At 47.6% G+C, this 16,034-nt stretch carries 18 protein-coding genes and 1 pseudogene; 13 read left to right on the top strand and 6 right to left on the bottom strand.

Annotation, left to right across the window (positions count from 1 at the left end; translation table 11 throughout):
- The 6 genes and pseudogenes from DU002_RS19390 to DU002_RS15915 form a co-directional block, all read left to right on the top strand.
- A pseudogene (locus DU002_RS19390) lies at window positions 1-230 on the top strand (IS91 family transposase); the annotation flags it as partial.
- 293 nt (window positions 231-523) lie between these two features.
- On the top strand, window positions 524-2,173 hold the full coding sequence (locus DU002_RS15895) for an AAA family ATPase (RefSeq protein ID WP_114339407.1): 1,650 nt from the start codon (window positions 524-526) through the stop codon (window positions 2,171-2,173).
- Window positions 2,174-3,052 (top strand): HNH endonuclease, encoded by an 879-nt coding sequence (locus tag DU002_RS15900; protein ID WP_114339408.1) that lies wholly within the window; start codon window positions 2,174-2,176, stop codon window positions 3,050-3,052.
- Window positions 3,053-3,176: 124 nt separating this feature from the next.
- The gene (locus tag DU002_RS15905; protein WP_114339410.1) at window positions 3,177-3,617 is read left to right on the top strand and encodes a hypothetical protein; all 441 of its coding nucleotides are present in this window, start codon (window positions 3,177-3,179) and stop codon (window positions 3,615-3,617) included.
- Between the two features lie 116 nt (window positions 3,618-3,733).
- Entirely contained in the window at window positions 3,734-4,117 is a 384-nt protein-coding gene (locus DU002_RS15910; protein WP_114339411.1) for a hypothetical protein, read from the top strand.
- Between the two features lie 313 nt (window positions 4,118-4,430).
- Window positions 4,431-5,183 (top strand): hypothetical protein, encoded by a 753-nt coding sequence (locus tag DU002_RS15915; RefSeq protein ID WP_114339412.1) that lies wholly within the window; start codon window positions 4,431-4,433, stop codon window positions 5,181-5,183.
- Between the two features lie 26 nt (window positions 5,184-5,209).
- On the opposite strand, the gene DU002_RS15920 is transcribed toward DU002_RS15915, so the two are convergent.
- The 4 genes from DU002_RS15920 to tcdA all read right to left on the bottom strand — a co-directional run bounded on the left by DU002_RS15920 (window position 5,210) and on the right by tcdA (window position 7,885).
- A complete protein-coding gene (locus DU002_RS15920; RefSeq protein WP_114339413.1) occupies window positions 5,210-5,518 on the bottom strand; it encodes a hypothetical protein in 309 nt (102 codons plus the stop codon).
- A gap of 3 nt (window positions 5,519-5,521) precedes the next feature.
- Window positions 5,522-5,965, bottom strand: a complete 444-nt coding sequence (locus DU002_RS15925; protein WP_114339414.1) for a hypothetical protein — start codon at window positions 5,963-5,965, stop codon at window positions 5,522-5,524.
- A gap of 78 nt (window positions 5,966-6,043) precedes the next feature.
- On the bottom strand, window positions 6,044-6,904 hold the full coding sequence (locus tag DU002_RS15930; RefSeq protein WP_114339416.1) for a hypothetical protein: 861 nt from the start codon (window positions 6,902-6,904) through the stop codon (window positions 6,044-6,046).
- A 147-nt stretch (window positions 6,905-7,051) separates the two neighbouring features.
- Window positions 7,052-7,885, bottom strand: coding sequence for a tRNA cyclic N6-threonylcarbamoyladenosine(37) synthase TcdA (gene tcdA / locus DU002_RS15935; RefSeq protein WP_114339418.1), 834 nt, complete (start codon window positions 7,883-7,885; stop codon window positions 7,052-7,054).
- A 112-nt stretch (window positions 7,886-7,997) separates the two neighbouring features.
- Here tcdA and deoC point away from each other — a divergent pair, with 112 nt between their 5' ends.
- Genes deoC through DU002_RS15955 form a run of 4 tightly spaced genes read left to right on the top strand, consistent with a single transcriptional unit; the run spans window position 7,998 to window position 11,743 of the window.
- Window positions 7,998-8,813: a deoxyribose-phosphate aldolase gene (deoC, locus tag DU002_RS15940; protein ID WP_233496518.1), complete on the top strand. Its 816-nt coding sequence runs from the start codon at window positions 7,998-8,000 to the stop codon at window positions 8,811-8,813.
- A 2-nt stretch (window positions 8,814-8,815) separates the two neighbouring features.
- The gene (locus DU002_RS15945) at window positions 8,816-10,075 is read left to right on the top strand and encodes a phosphopentomutase (RefSeq protein WP_114339420.1); all 1,260 of its coding nucleotides are present in this window, start codon (window positions 8,816-8,818) and stop codon (window positions 10,073-10,075) included.
- Window positions 10,076-10,099: 24 nt separating this feature from the next.
- A complete protein-coding gene (gene deoD, locus DU002_RS15950; RefSeq protein WP_114339421.1) occupies window positions 10,100-10,807 on the top strand; it encodes a purine-nucleoside phosphorylase in 708 nt (235 codons plus the stop codon).
- A gap of 3 nt (window positions 10,808-10,810) precedes the next feature.
- Window positions 10,811-11,743, top strand: a complete 933-nt coding sequence (locus DU002_RS15955; RefSeq protein WP_114339422.1) for a type 2 periplasmic-binding domain-containing protein — start codon at window positions 10,811-10,813, stop codon at window positions 11,741-11,743.
- 26 nt (window positions 11,744-11,769) lie between these two features.
- Here DU002_RS15955 and DU002_RS15960 read toward each other — a convergent pair whose 3' ends face one another.
- On the bottom strand, window positions 11,770-12,558 hold the full coding sequence (locus tag DU002_RS15960; protein WP_114339424.1) for an ABC transporter permease: 789 nt from the start codon (window positions 12,556-12,558) through the stop codon (window positions 11,770-11,772).
- A 93-nt stretch (window positions 12,559-12,651) separates the two neighbouring features.
- The gene (locus tag DU002_RS15965) at window positions 12,652-13,296 is read right to left on the bottom strand and encodes an AhpA/YtjB family protein (RefSeq protein WP_114339425.1); all 645 of its coding nucleotides are present in this window, start codon (window positions 13,294-13,296) and stop codon (window positions 12,652-12,654) included.
- Window positions 13,297-13,412: 116 nt separating this feature from the next.
- Between DU002_RS15965 and serB the strand changes: the two genes are divergently transcribed.
- The 3 genes from serB (at window position 13,413) to DU002_RS15980 (ending at window position 15,994) form a co-directional block, all read left to right on the top strand.
- Complete coding sequence (serB, locus tag DU002_RS19530; protein ID WP_233496519.1) at window positions 13,413-14,534, top strand: phosphoserine phosphatase SerB; 1,122 nt, start codon at window positions 13,413-13,415, stop codon at window positions 14,532-14,534.
- Entirely contained in the window at window positions 14,534-15,484 is a 951-nt protein-coding gene (locus DU002_RS15975; protein WP_114339427.1) for an alpha/beta fold hydrolase, read from the top strand. Before serB ends, DU002_RS15975 begins: the two co-directional genes overlap by 1 nt.
- 78 nt (window positions 15,485-15,562) lie before the next feature.
- A complete protein-coding gene (locus DU002_RS15980) occupies window positions 15,563-15,994 on the top strand; it encodes a GFA family protein (RefSeq protein WP_114339428.1) in 432 nt (143 codons plus the stop codon).
- Window positions 15,995-16,034: the final 40 nt, after the last annotated feature.

The following is a 16,034-nucleotide window of genomic DNA, read 5'->3' on the forward strand; positions in this document are numbered from 1 at the left end:
CCCCGCAACACGGAAAGAGCAGTGTGCGTTATCTGGGACTATACAGCGCAGGCGGAAGAACGAAATTGAACCGTGCCCGTCTGCAGCTTGGACAGTCAAAGGTAAGCCAAGGTGAATTTATCAGTTGGCAGGCTTACCTGATTGGTTGTGATGTACCCCGCGTGTGTGATGTTTGCGGGGCATCGTTAATACATGGTGATAAGGAGGTGCCTGTTCATCATGCGGCTTAATCAACATACGGCACTGTGTTTTTGGCGCGGTGGAATGCTGTGTGGGGACAATCTGACCGAGCGCAAGTTATGAGTTGCTCAGTATTAACAGAGTGTTGCGTTAAGTTAGCAAAGCACGGCATAGTGAGTGTAATAGATAACGTTGTTCGTCCATAGCCACGGCGGTGCGGGTGTACAACAAGTTTGATAAACGAGGAACCACCCAGAGAGCGGTGGTTTTATTTGGGCGCGTTATAGGTCCTGTTATCAAAGGCGTTAGCTGTATTATATTGCACTTCAAACTTAGGTAACCAATGAAATACTATTATTCAGAGTCCCTATCGATAGAAAATCTTGATGGCTTTCATTTATTACAAGATCATCGAGGAACAAACTATAAAAGTCCTTGGGATGATTTTGGATATATTATTACGTTTAAATTGTACTATGTATCTGAAAAGCAGAAGCGAAAACTAGGTACTCTAAAAATATTAATTAAAGATAAAGAAGATTCATCATTGTACTTTAAGGAAAATGGCAAACCTTTAGAATCTAAATATTTTGAAATTACAGATGTTTTAAATATCGATAATATAGTATCAATTGGTGAAGAGGTTGATTTCTATAAGAAAATAAATTCCTTGTTTAGTGAAAGTGAAGCCGAAGAGATATTGATTAAAATCTGTGATGCCGGATATTTTAACGATCAATATGATGAATTTTCTAGCTGGAAGGGTTTTTCTGGTAGCTTTATGCGTGGGAGTGCATCGAGTGCAATATTGAAAAAAGGGTATCAAATTGCTCTAGGTCGTTATATCCCTAAAAAAACATTTGATATAACACTCACTGAACTTGGTGATACATTCGATGATTTATGCCTAAAGTTTGATACTAGCCGAGAAATTGGAAAGTCTAATATCAATTTACTGATAGGAAAAAATGGTGTCGGTAAGTCACATGCCTTAAAGAAGCTCAGTGAAATTATTACAGGTGTTATTGATACTAAAGATAACCACCCATATTTCCACAAGTTAATTATGATTGCCTTTTCACCATTTGAGAGCTTTTATACGAAAAGCGAGATCTTTAAAAAATTATCTAGTCGCTACTCAGCAAGTGAAGAAAAAAGCAATAGAAAAAGCGAATCAAGAAAAAGGTTACATGTAAACGAGTATTCATATATTGGCTTTAAAAATGATAGTGGTGATCATGATTTAAATCACCCAATAAAGCAAAGTATAAATTCTTTAATCAAAGTTATTGAATATGATGATGAAAACTCGTGGTGGGAAGAGCAGTCTAGATTTAAAATACTCAAAGATACACTTTCATTATGCATTGATTTTGATTCAGTATTTATTACAAACGATGATAATCAAGAGCTTGAAGTTACTTCGACTTTAAACACTAACTCTTTAAAAGATAGTCTTAATTATAACAAGGGCATTATTTTCAAAAAAGATGGAAATATTTTGCCATTAAGCTCAGGTCAAAAAATATATTCATACATGATTCCTGCAATTATTGCTGAACTTGAGGAAGAGAGCTTATTAGTTCTAGATGAGCCAGAGTTATATTTACACCCTGAACTTGAAGTGGGGTTAATGAATATGCTGCAACATATTTTGAAAGAGACAAAATCTTACTCAATTATTGCCACACATTCAGCAATACTAGCTAGAGAGGTTGAGAGTAAAGCTATAACCATTCTCAGAAAAAATAAGGGAAATACGGAAACTAATATTTCAAGTGTTGAAACATATGGTGAGTCGTTAGATATCATTATTTCGGAAGTTTTTGATGATGACTACATGGTTAAGCCGTATCAAAGGGAAATTGATAGATATTTAAAGAAAGCAGAAAATTCAATAAACACAATCAAAAATCATATTGGAGATGATGCCTTAGCATATGCATTATCAAAACTGGATGATGGTGATGATATAGAAATAGAGGATATGTAATTGCTATATCTTGAGGATTTTGTGAGAGGATTGCCTTGTGGTTGGCTTAACCTTGCTACAACATGCAGAAAAGATAATGTTCATGAGCTTATCGCTATTTCAGAAGAGTTAACTGAAAGGTACCCTTTATATGAAGGGATCATTCGTAACTATAGAGTTGAACTTGAAGCTACAGACTTTGATGAACATCGAGAATTACTTGTTCATTACTATGAGAAAGCTCCTGCATCTTTAAATCGAGAGTTGCTATTTAGAAGAAATGAGCACGGTTTGTATTCGTGTCCATTTTGCGGCAATCCAAAGAAACCAGATACATTGGATCACTTTATTCCTAAGGATCAGTGGCCTGAGTATTCAATCTTTCCAAATAACTTGGTTCCACAGTGTCGAAGCTGTGCTCCGATTAAAGGTGAAAACTATTATTGTGTAGATGCTGGCACAGCAAAGTTTATCCACCCAATATACTCAGACCTTCTCCAAAAGTTTAGGTTTAAAATAACAGTAGCTTTTAGTTGTGAAACAAATCGCCCCTCATTTTCTGTCGTATTAAGAAAATTGCAAGTGACAGGCGATGGTGAAGACCAAAGAGTAATTTTTCATATTAAAAACTTAAAGGTTAAACAACGAATAATAAAATTTTGCCAAGATGATTATCGAAGGTGGCAAACAAGACTCTCAAAAAGGAGGTTTGATTTGAGGGGGGCGTTGTTACAAAGGTTAAATGAGATACCTCAAAATGATAGAGGAAGAGATTGGAAAAGCGCATTTATTGAAGGGCTATTAAATAATGAAGATGCAGTAGACTATCTCCACTCGTTGAGGCCTAATGCTATGGATCAGCCTTTAGTGCCAATAGTGGAAGAGCTAGAACTTGAGTAAATTGTAGTGGTGACAGCTAACAAGGCCTTAAAGTCGGAACTCCAACAGTTGGCTGAGTTTCGCTGCGCTTCACATTTTAGCCAACTGTTTCCATCCGCTTAAGGCGGCGTTATGTGTGTAGGGTATGATTGATCAAGAATCGAGAATACAATTCGCCGAATTGATTCGAAGTTTGTGCTCTGGGAATATTACAAACGACGACTTTGAAGACTCTGTTCCTTTTCAAAGTGAAGATAGAGCTATCTCGGCAGTTTTCTATTATGGAGCTTGGGGGATATATTCTGACATGAAAGAGTATAAGCTTAGAGGTAAGAATAGACTGAGTAGAGAAGACAAAGAATACGCCGCAAAACTGATTTTGTTTTTAAAATCTGGTTTTGAGTATGAATGGCCGGTTCGAAATCGTAAAAGGTCACTCTTGCACAGGTTTACATTCGGTTTGTTCGGAGAAATTGAGCCAGATCCATGGAGTTTAGTGGGGGATAAAACTGCATGGCCATTTTTAAACATCTCTCAGCTAGAACAAGCAAAAAGGCAATATGGCTATCTCGGGAAAAACACATAACAAGGCGCTAAAGCCGGACGCTCAATGCTACGTTTCGCTTATGCGAATGGCTTCGCCATTTTATCGCAACGCTACACTCTCGCATTGGCGCCGCTTAGCTTGGCGTTAGGAATACGATGAAAGCAAAGCATATGCTTATTATTGCATTTCTGCTTTTGGCTTCTAGCGGGGTTATCTATTTCTGGATTGCTTTGCCCGAAAGTATAACTGTCCGTGCCATTGGGAATGTTCCGCTTTTTGATCCCAACACGCTGGCAGGTAAAGTTGGTGACGTACCGCTAGAAGTTGGTGTACTGAAACCTGGTGATGAGTTACAGGTGATCGCGTGTGTAGATAGCAAGAGTGATATTAACGTTCATGCTCGTTACCAAGGAAAAGAAGTAGCTGTCGGAGAGTGGAAGGAAGAAATCATTTTGCTTAGGCGCCATGCGTTCCCTTGGGAAGACTCCGCAATAATATCTTGCCGTTGGTTCTTTCAGCATGTATCAATCAATGCTTAGTATCAAGTTTGAAGTGCAACAGTAGCGGTTAGTGTTCATTGAATACCTCTTCAGCTGTTTTGTCGCCTAATCGTTTTCTCGGGTGATTGTTCAATCGCTTGGCGGTAGATTCATAGTCCGCTTGCGTTATGGATACTGACCTTTGCCCCTGATTTAACACCCGTAAGGCAAAGCGGCGAGGTGCTTACTCTTTACTCCTGACTCTGTGGCCAAATGACGCAGCTTTTTACTGGCTACGTCAAAAGCCCGATCTATGATAGAAGTAGAGTTCATTGCAGATAGGGATCAGATATACAGAAAGGGATTAACTCAAATGTCAGAGACGGACTACCCAGCCACACTTGGATCCAGGCTAGCTGAGGTTAAAACTCAATTCATAGAGGCGCTCAGCTGTGAGACCGCCCCTGCACTTAGAAAGATCATCGAGCAGTTTTCCGAGCAACAGCTCTATCATATCGGCCTCTACTATAACGCTGGCACATGGTCTTATTGCACCCCTTTTGCTTGTAGCGAACAAGGCTTAGTGGCGGGGCTTGAGCAATGTTTCGATGAGGAGGGGATCAGTGATGCTGAAATGAAATCGGCTATCCGTTGGGATCCCAGCAGTGCCACTTTTTTGCCTGTTGAGGGTGTCGTCGCAGCGCTGCTGACGAAGACTGAGCGTAGCCTCTCCTCGGTTAATGATCTTTTGGAGAGTCTGGATCCTATCTATTCCATACCGGCACCGGAAAACAGAGAGCAATCGGCCAACTACAAATCTGTAGAGGAAGCCTACTACGATCTGATCCGTGAAGTGCACAGCGAGTTGCATCAGGCTGCGGTCGAGGCGCTTTGCTGTGTGGCTGCTCTGCCAGATATCGCTGAGTTTTTGACGTCTCACCCATGCATTTTGAGTGTTTGCTCCGATGAAATAGACGACGAGCAATTTGTTGCCGACGTCATCAAAATCAATGGTCGTTCAGGCGCTAGTCGCGTGGTCGAGGATTTCAAAGTGAAGGCTAGCGTGTTTGGGACTGAGCTTACCGAAGCGGAGATCCAAGCGTTTATTGCCGCCAGACAACCATAGCGTTTTCGTTGAGCCCCCAATAGCAACTATATATCCACAATGACAGCCGCAACAATGAGCGCAACGAGTGGGGCTGACGGTGCGATCAGCCACCAAGACCACAGTGAGACGTCGGTAAAAGCGTATAGGCACCAAGCGATAGGGATTAACCAGAATGGGTAGGTAAGAAGCATTGCAATGGCTGGCAGTGCAATAGCTGTGATGACCGCTCTTCTCCAAGCGCGATCTTGCTTACACTTGCTGAGTGTTAATGGTAGCCAACCACTGATGGTCAGCGAGGGAATATATAAGGCGGCAGCAATTAAGCTGATGAGTATCATCCATGATAATGTCATTTTTTATCCGTTATTGTCGGTACGTTTAGGGTCGTTGCTTTTGTTAATTGGCTTCCAAATTGCCCGAAATAGATCGTAACTGGTCAGCAGCATCACTGGCGATACAGCTGCTGATAATATTCCCATTGCCCAGCTATGTGTGCCGGTATCACATGGGTTGTATCGACAGACCAATTCTGTGGGCTGTAAAACAATGAGAGGGAATGTTAAGCCTGCCATTAAGCAGCCCAATAATAGAAAAATAGCCCCGAAGCCGATCCTGCCCTTGGTTGATTCAATGATATGGGGCGTTACGGTGCCGCTTTTGGCAAATATCCGCACATACCAAATACACAGTGAGGCAGCGCCGAGCGCAAGTAAGTCAAACAAGATATTAGCAAACGTTGATGGGAGTACTGCCAGAGCTAGGAAGTACGCTAAAAGGATAGTGATGATCTGCCAATGCATGAATATCGTTGCCTGATTCGTCTTAGTTCTTATCTGCTTGTTTGATGGGGCGGCTTAGATTTTTGCCAATAACAACAATTAGTTGGCTGCCGCTTGTTCATAAACAAAATCATAATATTGCGCTGAATTAGCGCCGTAAAAACGGGTCAATATTGCGTCGACTTCCTTTCGTTTTTTATCAAAGAGCAGGCAAAATGCTTCTCGACGAAACCACTTTCCTACCATGCCTCTGCGGTATACAGCTTGTAGCGTAATGTCATAGCGGCCGTCACTGTTTTTTGTCACCGCGAGGCTGTTGTCACTCATCTGCGGACATTGCCACATGATGGTGGTGGCAAGTAATGCGTCGCCCTGTTGTGTGCGTACTTGTTTTTTTGTCAGTGCGTTAATTTTAACGAGTGCGCCTTCTAAGCTGGTATCTGGGTAAATATTTAGATCTTCTGTCTCAGTTGAAACGCACATATGCATCAGTGCCGTTGTGTTGTGCGGGGCGTTTAGTTGTTCATTGTCGAGAACCGCTTTGCAGGCCTGTCGGTTGGGCAACCATTGATAAAGCAGCCCTGTGATGCAAAATATTCCTCCGGAAATGGCGATCAGACCAATAACTCCTCTGTGTGCGGCATCGGAACAGTCTGTGGCTTCGTCACATAAGAGTGACAATGGCTCGTGTGAAAGCAAATAAAATCCGACATAAAGAAAAATGGGGCTGCCAAGTAGCATTGCGAAGCATTTAATTAGGCTAAGTCGCTCAAGCAAGGGGAGGCCTTGAGGGTGCAGTTTGTCGTCAATCAGCGCCGCAGAATAGGGCAGCAAATAGATAGCAAAGATGAGCAGTGTGGCGTCAAGGAAAGCGCCGAACCACGTGTAACGCCATATCACGCTGACGCTAATACAAAACACCAAAACGGTTAAATGCAGATATTTTTCGATAGAACTCATTCGAACACTTCCCTGTCTTTCCAGTTTTTTAGTAAGCCGACACTAAGACTATGATCCACAAAAAATAAGCGAAAACGGCTATCGCTGTGCAGGTGGCTCTGATGAACAGTCGATGGGTCATCCCTTGTGGTCAGAGCTTAACTGCGCTTACTCTGTTGTTGGCTTTTCTAATAACGCTTTACGCGCTTTTGCTAGCACCTTATCTACTGCTCTGGCGGCGGCGATAAAGCCAAAGGTTGCGGTGACCATGGTGGCGGCGCCAAAACCGCCAGCGCAATCTAAGCGGGTGCTGCCATCATTCATCGCTTTGGTTTGGCATACCGAGCCGTCCGCTTGTGGGTAGACCAGCTGCTCTTCTGAAAACACCGCTTCGATACCAAATTTGCGCTTGGTGTTCTTGGTGAAGTTGTGCTTTCGTCGCAGGTTATTGCGTACTTTGGCAAGCAGTGGGTCGTTAAAGGTTTTTGCCAGATCGCCGCTGGTGATCAAGCGGGGATCGGTTTGCCCACCCGCGCCACCAACGGTGATTAAAGGGATCTTGTTACGCTTACAGAAGGCGATCATCGCCGTTTTGGCGTTGACACTATCAATGGCGTCAATCACACAGTCAAAGCCCGCTAGTAGATATTCGGCTTGGGTCTCTTCGGTGACAAAATCTTCAACACAGTTGACCTGGCAGGCAGGATTGATGGCGCGAATACGCTCAGCCATGACGGCGGTTTTGTCTTGGCCTATGGTGTCTGCGGTGGCATGGATCTGGCGATTGGTGTTGGTGACACAAATATCGTCCAGATCAATCAGGGTGAGTTGGCCAACACCGCTACGGGCTAGCGCCTCTGCCGTCCATGAACCGACACCACCAATACCGATAACGCATAGGTGCGCGTTGGCGAGGATCTGTGCTGCATCATTACCATACAAGCGGTTGATGCCACCGAAGCGCAAAGTGTCTGTACTGCTGTCTACATCGATATCGGTCATTACACTACCAAACAGGCCATGATCCGCTGACCAATGCTGGCCAGCTAAGTTGAGGCGGCATTATACTGATCGTATCCATATCAATCCAAACTAAACTAAATGGGTCAGGGCTTTGAATCACGACGATACCCAAACAACATCGCCTGAATTGGCTGGGCAGCTATTCGCGCTAATGGACTTTACCTCGCTCAATCAAGACGATGATGAGTCGGCTATTACCCAATTGTGCCACGACAGCCGTATTGAGCTGGATAGCGGTGACTTGCTGAATGTGGCAGCACTGTGTGTTTATCCGCGCTGGGTATCATTGGCGAAACAACTTCGGCCTGACAACCAAACCCGCATTGCGACGGTGGCGAACTTTCCGGCCGGTGATGCTAAACCGGCGACGGTGATGCATGAGGTGTCTGCCGCATTAGAGGCTGGGGCTGACGAAATTGATCTGGTGATCCCCTACCGGGCGGTGATGGCAGGGCAGTGGTGGTTAGCCGCGGCGTTGGTTAAATCGGTTCGTCGCCTGAACGAAGCTTGTGTTTTAAAAGTGATTATTGAAAGTGGCGAACTTCAGGATGTGTCACTTGTTCGCACAGCCAGTCAGTTGGCGCTGGACGAGGGAGCGGATTTTATCAAAACCTCAACTGGCAAAGTGGCAGTGAATGCGACGCTGGAAGCGGCGAAAGTGATGCTTGAGTGCATCCGTGATCATGGCAATGTGGCAGGCTTTAAAGCGGCTGGAGGCATTAGAACCATGGCAGAAGCGAGCGATTACTACGAGCTAGTCAAGCAAACACTGGGAGCTGACGCGTTGACTGCAAAACGATTCCGTTTAGGCGCCAGCAGTTTACGGCAATCACTGTTGCAACAGATGCATACGGATGGTGTGCTTAATGATACTCAGGGCGCAGTGACTCAGACGGGAGAATACTAGCGATGCAAAGACGGGTGATCTGGCTGGTGTTGGACTCCTTTGGTATTGGCGCTTCCGCCGATGCCGAACAGTTTGGTGACGCAGGGGCCAATACGCTGTTGCATATCGCCGATGCTTGCCAGCAGATCAGGAAACGGCCGCTCGCGTTACCTAATCTATACCAATTGGGCTTGGCTGATGCCTGCGCGGCCAGCAGTGGCCATTGGCCAGAAGGCTGGAATAGCACGCTGGGTAGTGCGCCAATCACTGGCGAAGCGCCACTTAACCTGCTGGGGCATAAGGCGAGCTGGGGATTCGCCGAAGAGATATCCAGCGGCAAAGACACCCCTTGTGGCCATTGGGAGATGGCAGGGGTGCCGGTGTTTTTTGAATGGGGCTATTTCCCGGAAAAAACAGAATCATTCCCCCCCAGCTTTTTGCGTAAGTTACGTCAGCAAGGTCTGCTTCCCGGCGTATTGGGCAACTGCCATGCGTCGGGTCCTGCGATTATTAAAGAACTTGGCGAGCAGTCTGTCGCTGAGGGGATGCCAATCTGTTACACCTCGGCTGACAGCGTGTTTCAAATTGCGGCCCATGAGCAGCATTTCGGTTTGGAACGGCTGTATCAACTGTGCCGTTTAGCTTTAGAGCTATTGGCGCCCCACAACATCTCCCGTGTTATCGCCCGGCCATTTGTTGGTGAGGATGCAGAGAGCTTTAAGCGCACCGCCAATCGTCAGGACTTTTGCGTTGAGCCGCCGGGTAAGACGCTGTTGGAACGCTTGGCCGATGAAGGCCGAGAAGTGATTTCTGTGGGAAAAATTGCTGATATTTATGTGCATAAAGGGGTGAGCCAAGCGCTTCACGGTGATGGCAATGATGCCCTGTTTGAACAAACCTTAAAGGCGCTAAAAACTCTACCCGCCGGTGGCTTGTTGATGACCAACTTGGTTGACTTTGACATGTTGTATGGTCATCGTCGCGACACCTTGGGCTATGCCGATGCCCTGGAGCAATTTGACGTCCGCTTACCTGAGTTACTGGCGGCGATGGCAGAGGAAGACCTGCTGCTGATGACGGCTGATCATGGTTGCGATCCAACCTGGTCTGGTACTGATCATACCCGCGAACATGTGCCGATATTGGTCGCCGGAAAACAGATAAAGACAGGGACGGTTGGCCATCGTAAAAGTTTTTCTGATATGGGACAAACTGTTGCACAATTCATGGAAATACAACCGCTTGAGTACGGCGAGAGCTTTCTTTCTGTGCTATTAGATTAGTTCGAGTTGAGACTAGGAGAGTGTATGGCTACCCCTCACATTAGCGCCGGATCCGGTGCCTTTGCCGATACTGTACTGCTGCCTGGTGATCCGTTGCGGGCCAAGTTTATTGCCGAGCAATATCTAGAGCAGGCTGAGTGTATTAATCAGGTGCGCGGTATGTTGGCGTATACCGGCAACTACAAAGGGTTGCGGGTATCGGTGATGGGCAGTGGCATGGGGATCCCCTCTTGCTCTATTTACGCCCGCGAGTTGTATACCGAGTATGAGGTGAAGCAGATCATCCGCGTTGGCAGCTGCGGTGCGATTCAAGGTGATATCCAGCTCAACGATATTATTTTGGCGATGGGTGCTTGTACCGATTCAGGTGTTAATCGGGCACGTCTTGCTGGTCATGATTTTGCTGCGATCGCTGATTACGGCTTGTTAAAACGGGTGGCGGATCAAGCGTTGGCGGATCAAGTGCCGGTGCGGGTGGGTAATGTGGTGTCTACGGATCTGTTTTATGCCCCCAGTGGTGAATTGATGGACCGGGCAGATCAGATGGGTGTGCTGGCAGTAGAGATGGAAGCCGCCGGACTTTATGGTGTTGCAGCGGAATATGGCGCGAAGGCGCTGACCGTGTTAACTGTCAGTGACCATATTCGCCGAGATGAACAGCTGAGTAGTGATGCGCGGGAGCGGAGCTTCCACAGTATGATGAAGCTGACCCTTGATGCGCTATTGGATTAATCGATGGCAGTTTTTAAGACACTTTGTTTGGCATGCTCAGCAATTAGCCTTTCGTTGTCGTTTGCAGTTTTAGCCAATAACCTGGCTGCTGACGGTACTCAAGCTGCACCTCGAGCCTCAGGCGCTGCCGGTTACCCGGCTGTGGTACTTATCAACCGCGGTCACTCCAAGTTAGATCCTCGTTATGACTATCCTCGCGAGTTGCTGGCTGAGGTTTTGCTGAGAACTGAGGATGAGCATGACGATGTCACGGTGCGCCCCACTGATAAGGTGATGCCTCGCGATAGAGCTTTGCTGGAGCTGGAGCGTGGGGAAGTATTACACGTGATGGCCGAAGCCCCTAAACCAGGCTGGGAAGAGCGGCTTATTCCCGTTCGCATACCTATTCGTAAAGGGATCCAGGGCTATCGCCTATTTTTGATTAAGCAGCAGAATCAGCCGATGTTTGCCAGCGTGAATAGTTGGCAACAGTTGGCTGATATTGCAACTGGCTCTGGTGAGCAATGGTCAACACGTTGGGCGATGGAAAAGGCCGGCATGGAAGTGGTCACTGGATTGGATTATGAGTCATTGTTCCGGATGTTGATGCACGATCGCTTTTATTCGTTCGGTCGTGGTGTCAATGAAGTGTTCACGGAGTTCGACGATCGCCAGCGCTTTTATCCTGACCTCGCGGTGGAAAGCACCTTGGTTGTGTATATCCCGCTGCCCACCTATTTTTTTGTTTCACCCAAATACCCAGCATTGGCCGCGCGAATAGAGCGCGGGCTAAGGGGCATGATCGATGATGGCAGTTTTGACCGTTTATTCATTGAGCATTTCGGTGCAGCGATAAAGCGTGCAGATTTGGCTAACCGTAAGCTATTTGCGATCGACAATCCTAACTTGTCAGAGCAAACGCCGTTGCAAGATGCTGCGTTGTGGTACCGCCGCTAACTGATACTGGTCTTAGGTTTCAATCGTTACTCTCGAACGCTCACCTGTAACTTGCCGGTATCACCGATCAGTGTTTTCACCGATATCAGCAGAGTCGAAGCGATTGCCACGCAGAGCATGACAAAAATTGAGATCATGATCAGCCACTGGTATTTCACGGCTACCACGGGGTCTGTGCCACCTAATATCTGGCCGGTCATCATGCCGGGTAGCGTCACGATGCCGGTGGTAGCCATTGAAGCCAGGATCGGGGCAAGGGATTGGCGCATCGCTGATTGCAGGAAGGGCAGGCTGGCTTGATAGGGAGAGGCTCCCAGTACTAACGCTCCTTCATATTCCATCTGCCGTTCAGTAAATGCGTTAAATAGGCGTTGCAGCGCGACAATATTCCCGCTCATGCTGTTTCCCAATAGCATACCCGCGAGCGGGATCAGGTATTGCGCGTGATAGACGGGCTCTGGGCGCAGCAGTAGTACCAGCAAAATCAACAGCAATGGCAGCAGCCCAAGCAGTAGCCCGGTGAGTACTGGAATAAACAGTCGCTTTAGTGGCAAACGTGCTTTGCCGATAATTGCACTGGTGCCCACCAGCAGCATGACCAGCAGCCAAGCAAGATTTAAGCTGATGCTGTTTAGCTGAAACAAAAATTGTAGATAGATACCAACCAGAGTGAGTTGCACACTCATTCTGAAAATGGCCGCAGCGGATTCTTTTGCCAGACCTAATCTAAAGTAGCTATTGATCGCTAGGGGGATTGCAAGCAATAGGCTAAAACAGAGCAGGTAACTCCAGGAGATATCAATGACGGCTTGCATCGTAGGCTCCTTGCGAGGGGCTGGTGGGTAAGCCGCTTTGTTTGCTGTTTAGTCTGATAATATCAAACGGACTATATGGCGTGTGGGTATTGCTCAGCGTCGACGCCTGAGCACCAACGCTAACATAAATCCGGTTAACCCCGTCAGCAGCAACATAATTCGCCCTTGGTCGTAACTGGTCTTCTTAAGTTGCGTCGCCTGATCCAGTAACTTCTCCATCTCTAGGGTGATGCGAATATACCCGAGAGTTTCGTTCTCTTTGACAACCTCGGCAATATAGGGGCGTAGCTCTCGGCTGGGACGATTTTCAGGGGAGAACTGGCCAAACCCGAGCAGGTCATTGATCGCGAGTACGTTAGCGGAGCGCGCGACGGCGATACCCTCTACATCATAGATGGTCGCGTCGTGGATAAAAGGATCGGACGCCAGGTGTTCAGCCATGGCTTGTAAGCGCGGCTGATCTTGATCCAACAGCAGTTGCACCGCTTCCAAAGCCGCCTGATGGGTCAGCATACGGGACATCACTTCCGTTTGTTGTTGGATGAGTGCGTTCGTTCTCACTGACAGCATGACCATTAATTGCATGATCACCATCACCAAGGCGACAGTGATAGCAATAAAAAATAATCGCCAATAAATTTGCCTAGTGCCGTTATTTTTATTCGAACTCACTGTTTTTATTTTATTTTTTTTATCATTGCCCGCTAATTTCGGTACAACGTTGGCGGTTTGGCTCATGATTCCTTGTTAAGCTCATTTGCGGCTTAGGGAGGACAGAAATACTATAGGTGTCCTGATTTGTGAAGCAACGTCTTATCGTCTTCACATTAGACACTAGATTAAAGGGATAGCGTGTGAAACTAATCACTTTTTCTCTGGCTCCTTCGGCGCTGGATTGGACGAGTCGTGAAGTGTTGGGAAAACTGCTCGATGATGTGAGCTCTGGGCAGAGTTTATTGCAGGATGTTGCACTGACCGATGATGGCGCTCAACTGCGTATTGCAACCGAGGAGGACGATAAACTGACTCGGAGTTTGCAAGCGTATACCTTGGCCGAGCAGGAGCGTGTTGATCACATTCCTCGTCTGGGTAGCCGCTTGGTGGTGTGGGGGGCTGAGCTCAACCTGCGAGGTCTGGCGCTGGTATTGGACTATCTGAAGCAGAGCGATATCCCGGTTAATGGCATTCGTCCGATTGCTGATCTGGCGGAGCCCACTCAGTTAGGTGCTGTGGTTGTGGATCTAGCCAAGGCTGAGTATCCCGATCGTGCCACGTTGGCGGCGGTTGGCCAAACCCTGCAGTTGGATCTGAACCTGCTGGATCAAAACGCACCAGTATTGGACCAGCCTGGATTGTTGTTGATGGATATGGACTCTACTGCGATCCAGATTGAGTGTATCGACGAGATCGCCAAATTGGCCGGTGTTGGCGAGCAGGTGGCTGAGGTCACTGAACTGGCGATGCAGGGTAAGTTGGATTTCGCCGAGAGCTTACGCGGTCGTGTCGCTACCCTGAAAGGGGCGAACGAGTCTATTCTGGCTGAGGTTGCTGGCGCTATCCCGCTGACGCCCGGCTTGGAAGCGCTGCTGGCAGTGCTGAAACAGCACCACTGGAAAGTGGCGATTGTTTCTGGCGGATTTACCTATTTCACCAGCAAGCTGGAACAGGATCTTGGCTTGGACTTTACTCGGGCGAACACGTTAGAAATTATTGACGGTGTTCTGACGGGCAGTGTGCAGGGCGATATCGTTGATGCGGCAGTGAAAGCGACAACGCTAAATGAGCTGCGTGACGAGTATGGCTTTACCCATCGACAAACGGTTGCTGCTGGTGACGGTGCCAATGATCTGCTGATGATGGCTGAAGCACGTATGGGAGTCGCATTCCATGCGAAGCCGGTGGTGCAAGCACAAGCGGCTACCGGCATCAGCCTGGGCGGCTTAGAGGGTATCTACTACCTGCTGGCCAGCGACTAATGCCAACCTTGCAATACCGTAGCCTGTTCGTCGAGCCTGTGGCTGGTGTCAGGCTACACTTGCGTGAAATCTGTCTGCCTGCTGGCCAGACCGATCAAGTCGCCCCCAGTCGTGGGGCGATCCTGTTTCTTCACGGCTCCATTGAAAATGGTCGCATCTTTTACAATGAGAAAGGGCGTGGCCTTGCGGCCTATCTGGCGTCTCAAGGATTTCATTGTTACGTTGCCGATCTGCGTGGTCGTGGCCTCAGTGAGCCCAAAGTTGGTCGCGGCGCTGACCACGGCCAGTGGGAATCTGTGGTGGAAGATATTCCGGCGTTGCATCGTTTTGTTGCTGACCGTCACCCACAAGGGGTGCACTGGATCGCTCATAGCTGGGGAGGCACCTTGGCTGCCGCCACGTTGATCCGTTTCCCTGAATTACGTCCACAAGTATTGAGTAAAACCCTATTTGGGGTGAAGCGTCGGATCTCCGTCCGTAGTTTAGAATTCTATTTCAAGATGGGCGTTGTCTGGCAAGGGCTGGCGCCATTATGCAAGTTAGTGTGTGGCTACTTTCCGGCCAAGCCCCTAAAGATCGGTGCGGATAACGAACCTTGGGGAGCGATATGGCAGGTGACGCGCTGGACTCAGGATCGTCATTGGTGTGATCCCGTTGACGGATTTGACTATTCAGCTGCGCTGCAGGCACAGCACGCGGCTCTGATGAGTGAGCCCGTCTCTGACTATCGTTGGCCGCGAAGTTGGTTTCTTGCTGGTGTTAACGACAAGGTATTGGGACATCCAACGGATGTGCAGCTATTTATTGATGAACTGGGGGCTGCAGAAACCCGCTTTACTTTGTTGTCGCAGGTGAAAGGTTATCGTCACGATTACGGTCATATCGATATGTTGGTGCACCGGGACGCGGCACAGGATCATTTTGTCGAATTAGCTGACTGGTTGGACTAACCTCACTAGGTTATTTCTCTCCCTCGTCTGAGAGCGGATCCCGATTTTCATTGATACAGCGAAGATTAAGGAGCAAGGATGAGCAGCAAAGGAATTACCGGTCAGTGCCTGTGCGGCGATATCAAGCTTGTTGTAGCAACACCTCCCGATCACTTTGAAGCCTGCCATTGCGATATGTGTCGGCGTTGGGGTGGTGGCGCATTTTTGGCTTTTGATGGTGGTTGCGACGTTGTCGTGACGGGCACACCGTCTGTCTATGATTCATCTGAGTGGGCTGAACGTGGCTTTTGTGGCAGTTGTGGTTCCCACCTGTTTTATCGAATAAAGCAAAACCAGCAGTATATGTTACCCATGGGCTTGTTCCCTGAATTGAAACAAACGCCATTTACCCAAGAGATCTTTATCGACGAAAAGCCGAGTTACTACGGCTTTGCTAATGAGACGAAAAAGATGACCGGGGAAGAGGCGTTTGCGGCATTTGCGGCGCAGGGGCGGGAGAACGAAGAGTGAACCTTTGGGGGTAGCGTAGTGTGAATGCCCCCTTATTAAG

It is taken from the genome of Corallincola holothuriorum, assembly GCF_003336225.1.
Taxonomy (GTDB): domain Bacteria; phylum Pseudomonadota; class Gammaproteobacteria; order Enterobacterales; family Neiellaceae; genus Corallincola; species Corallincola holothuriorum.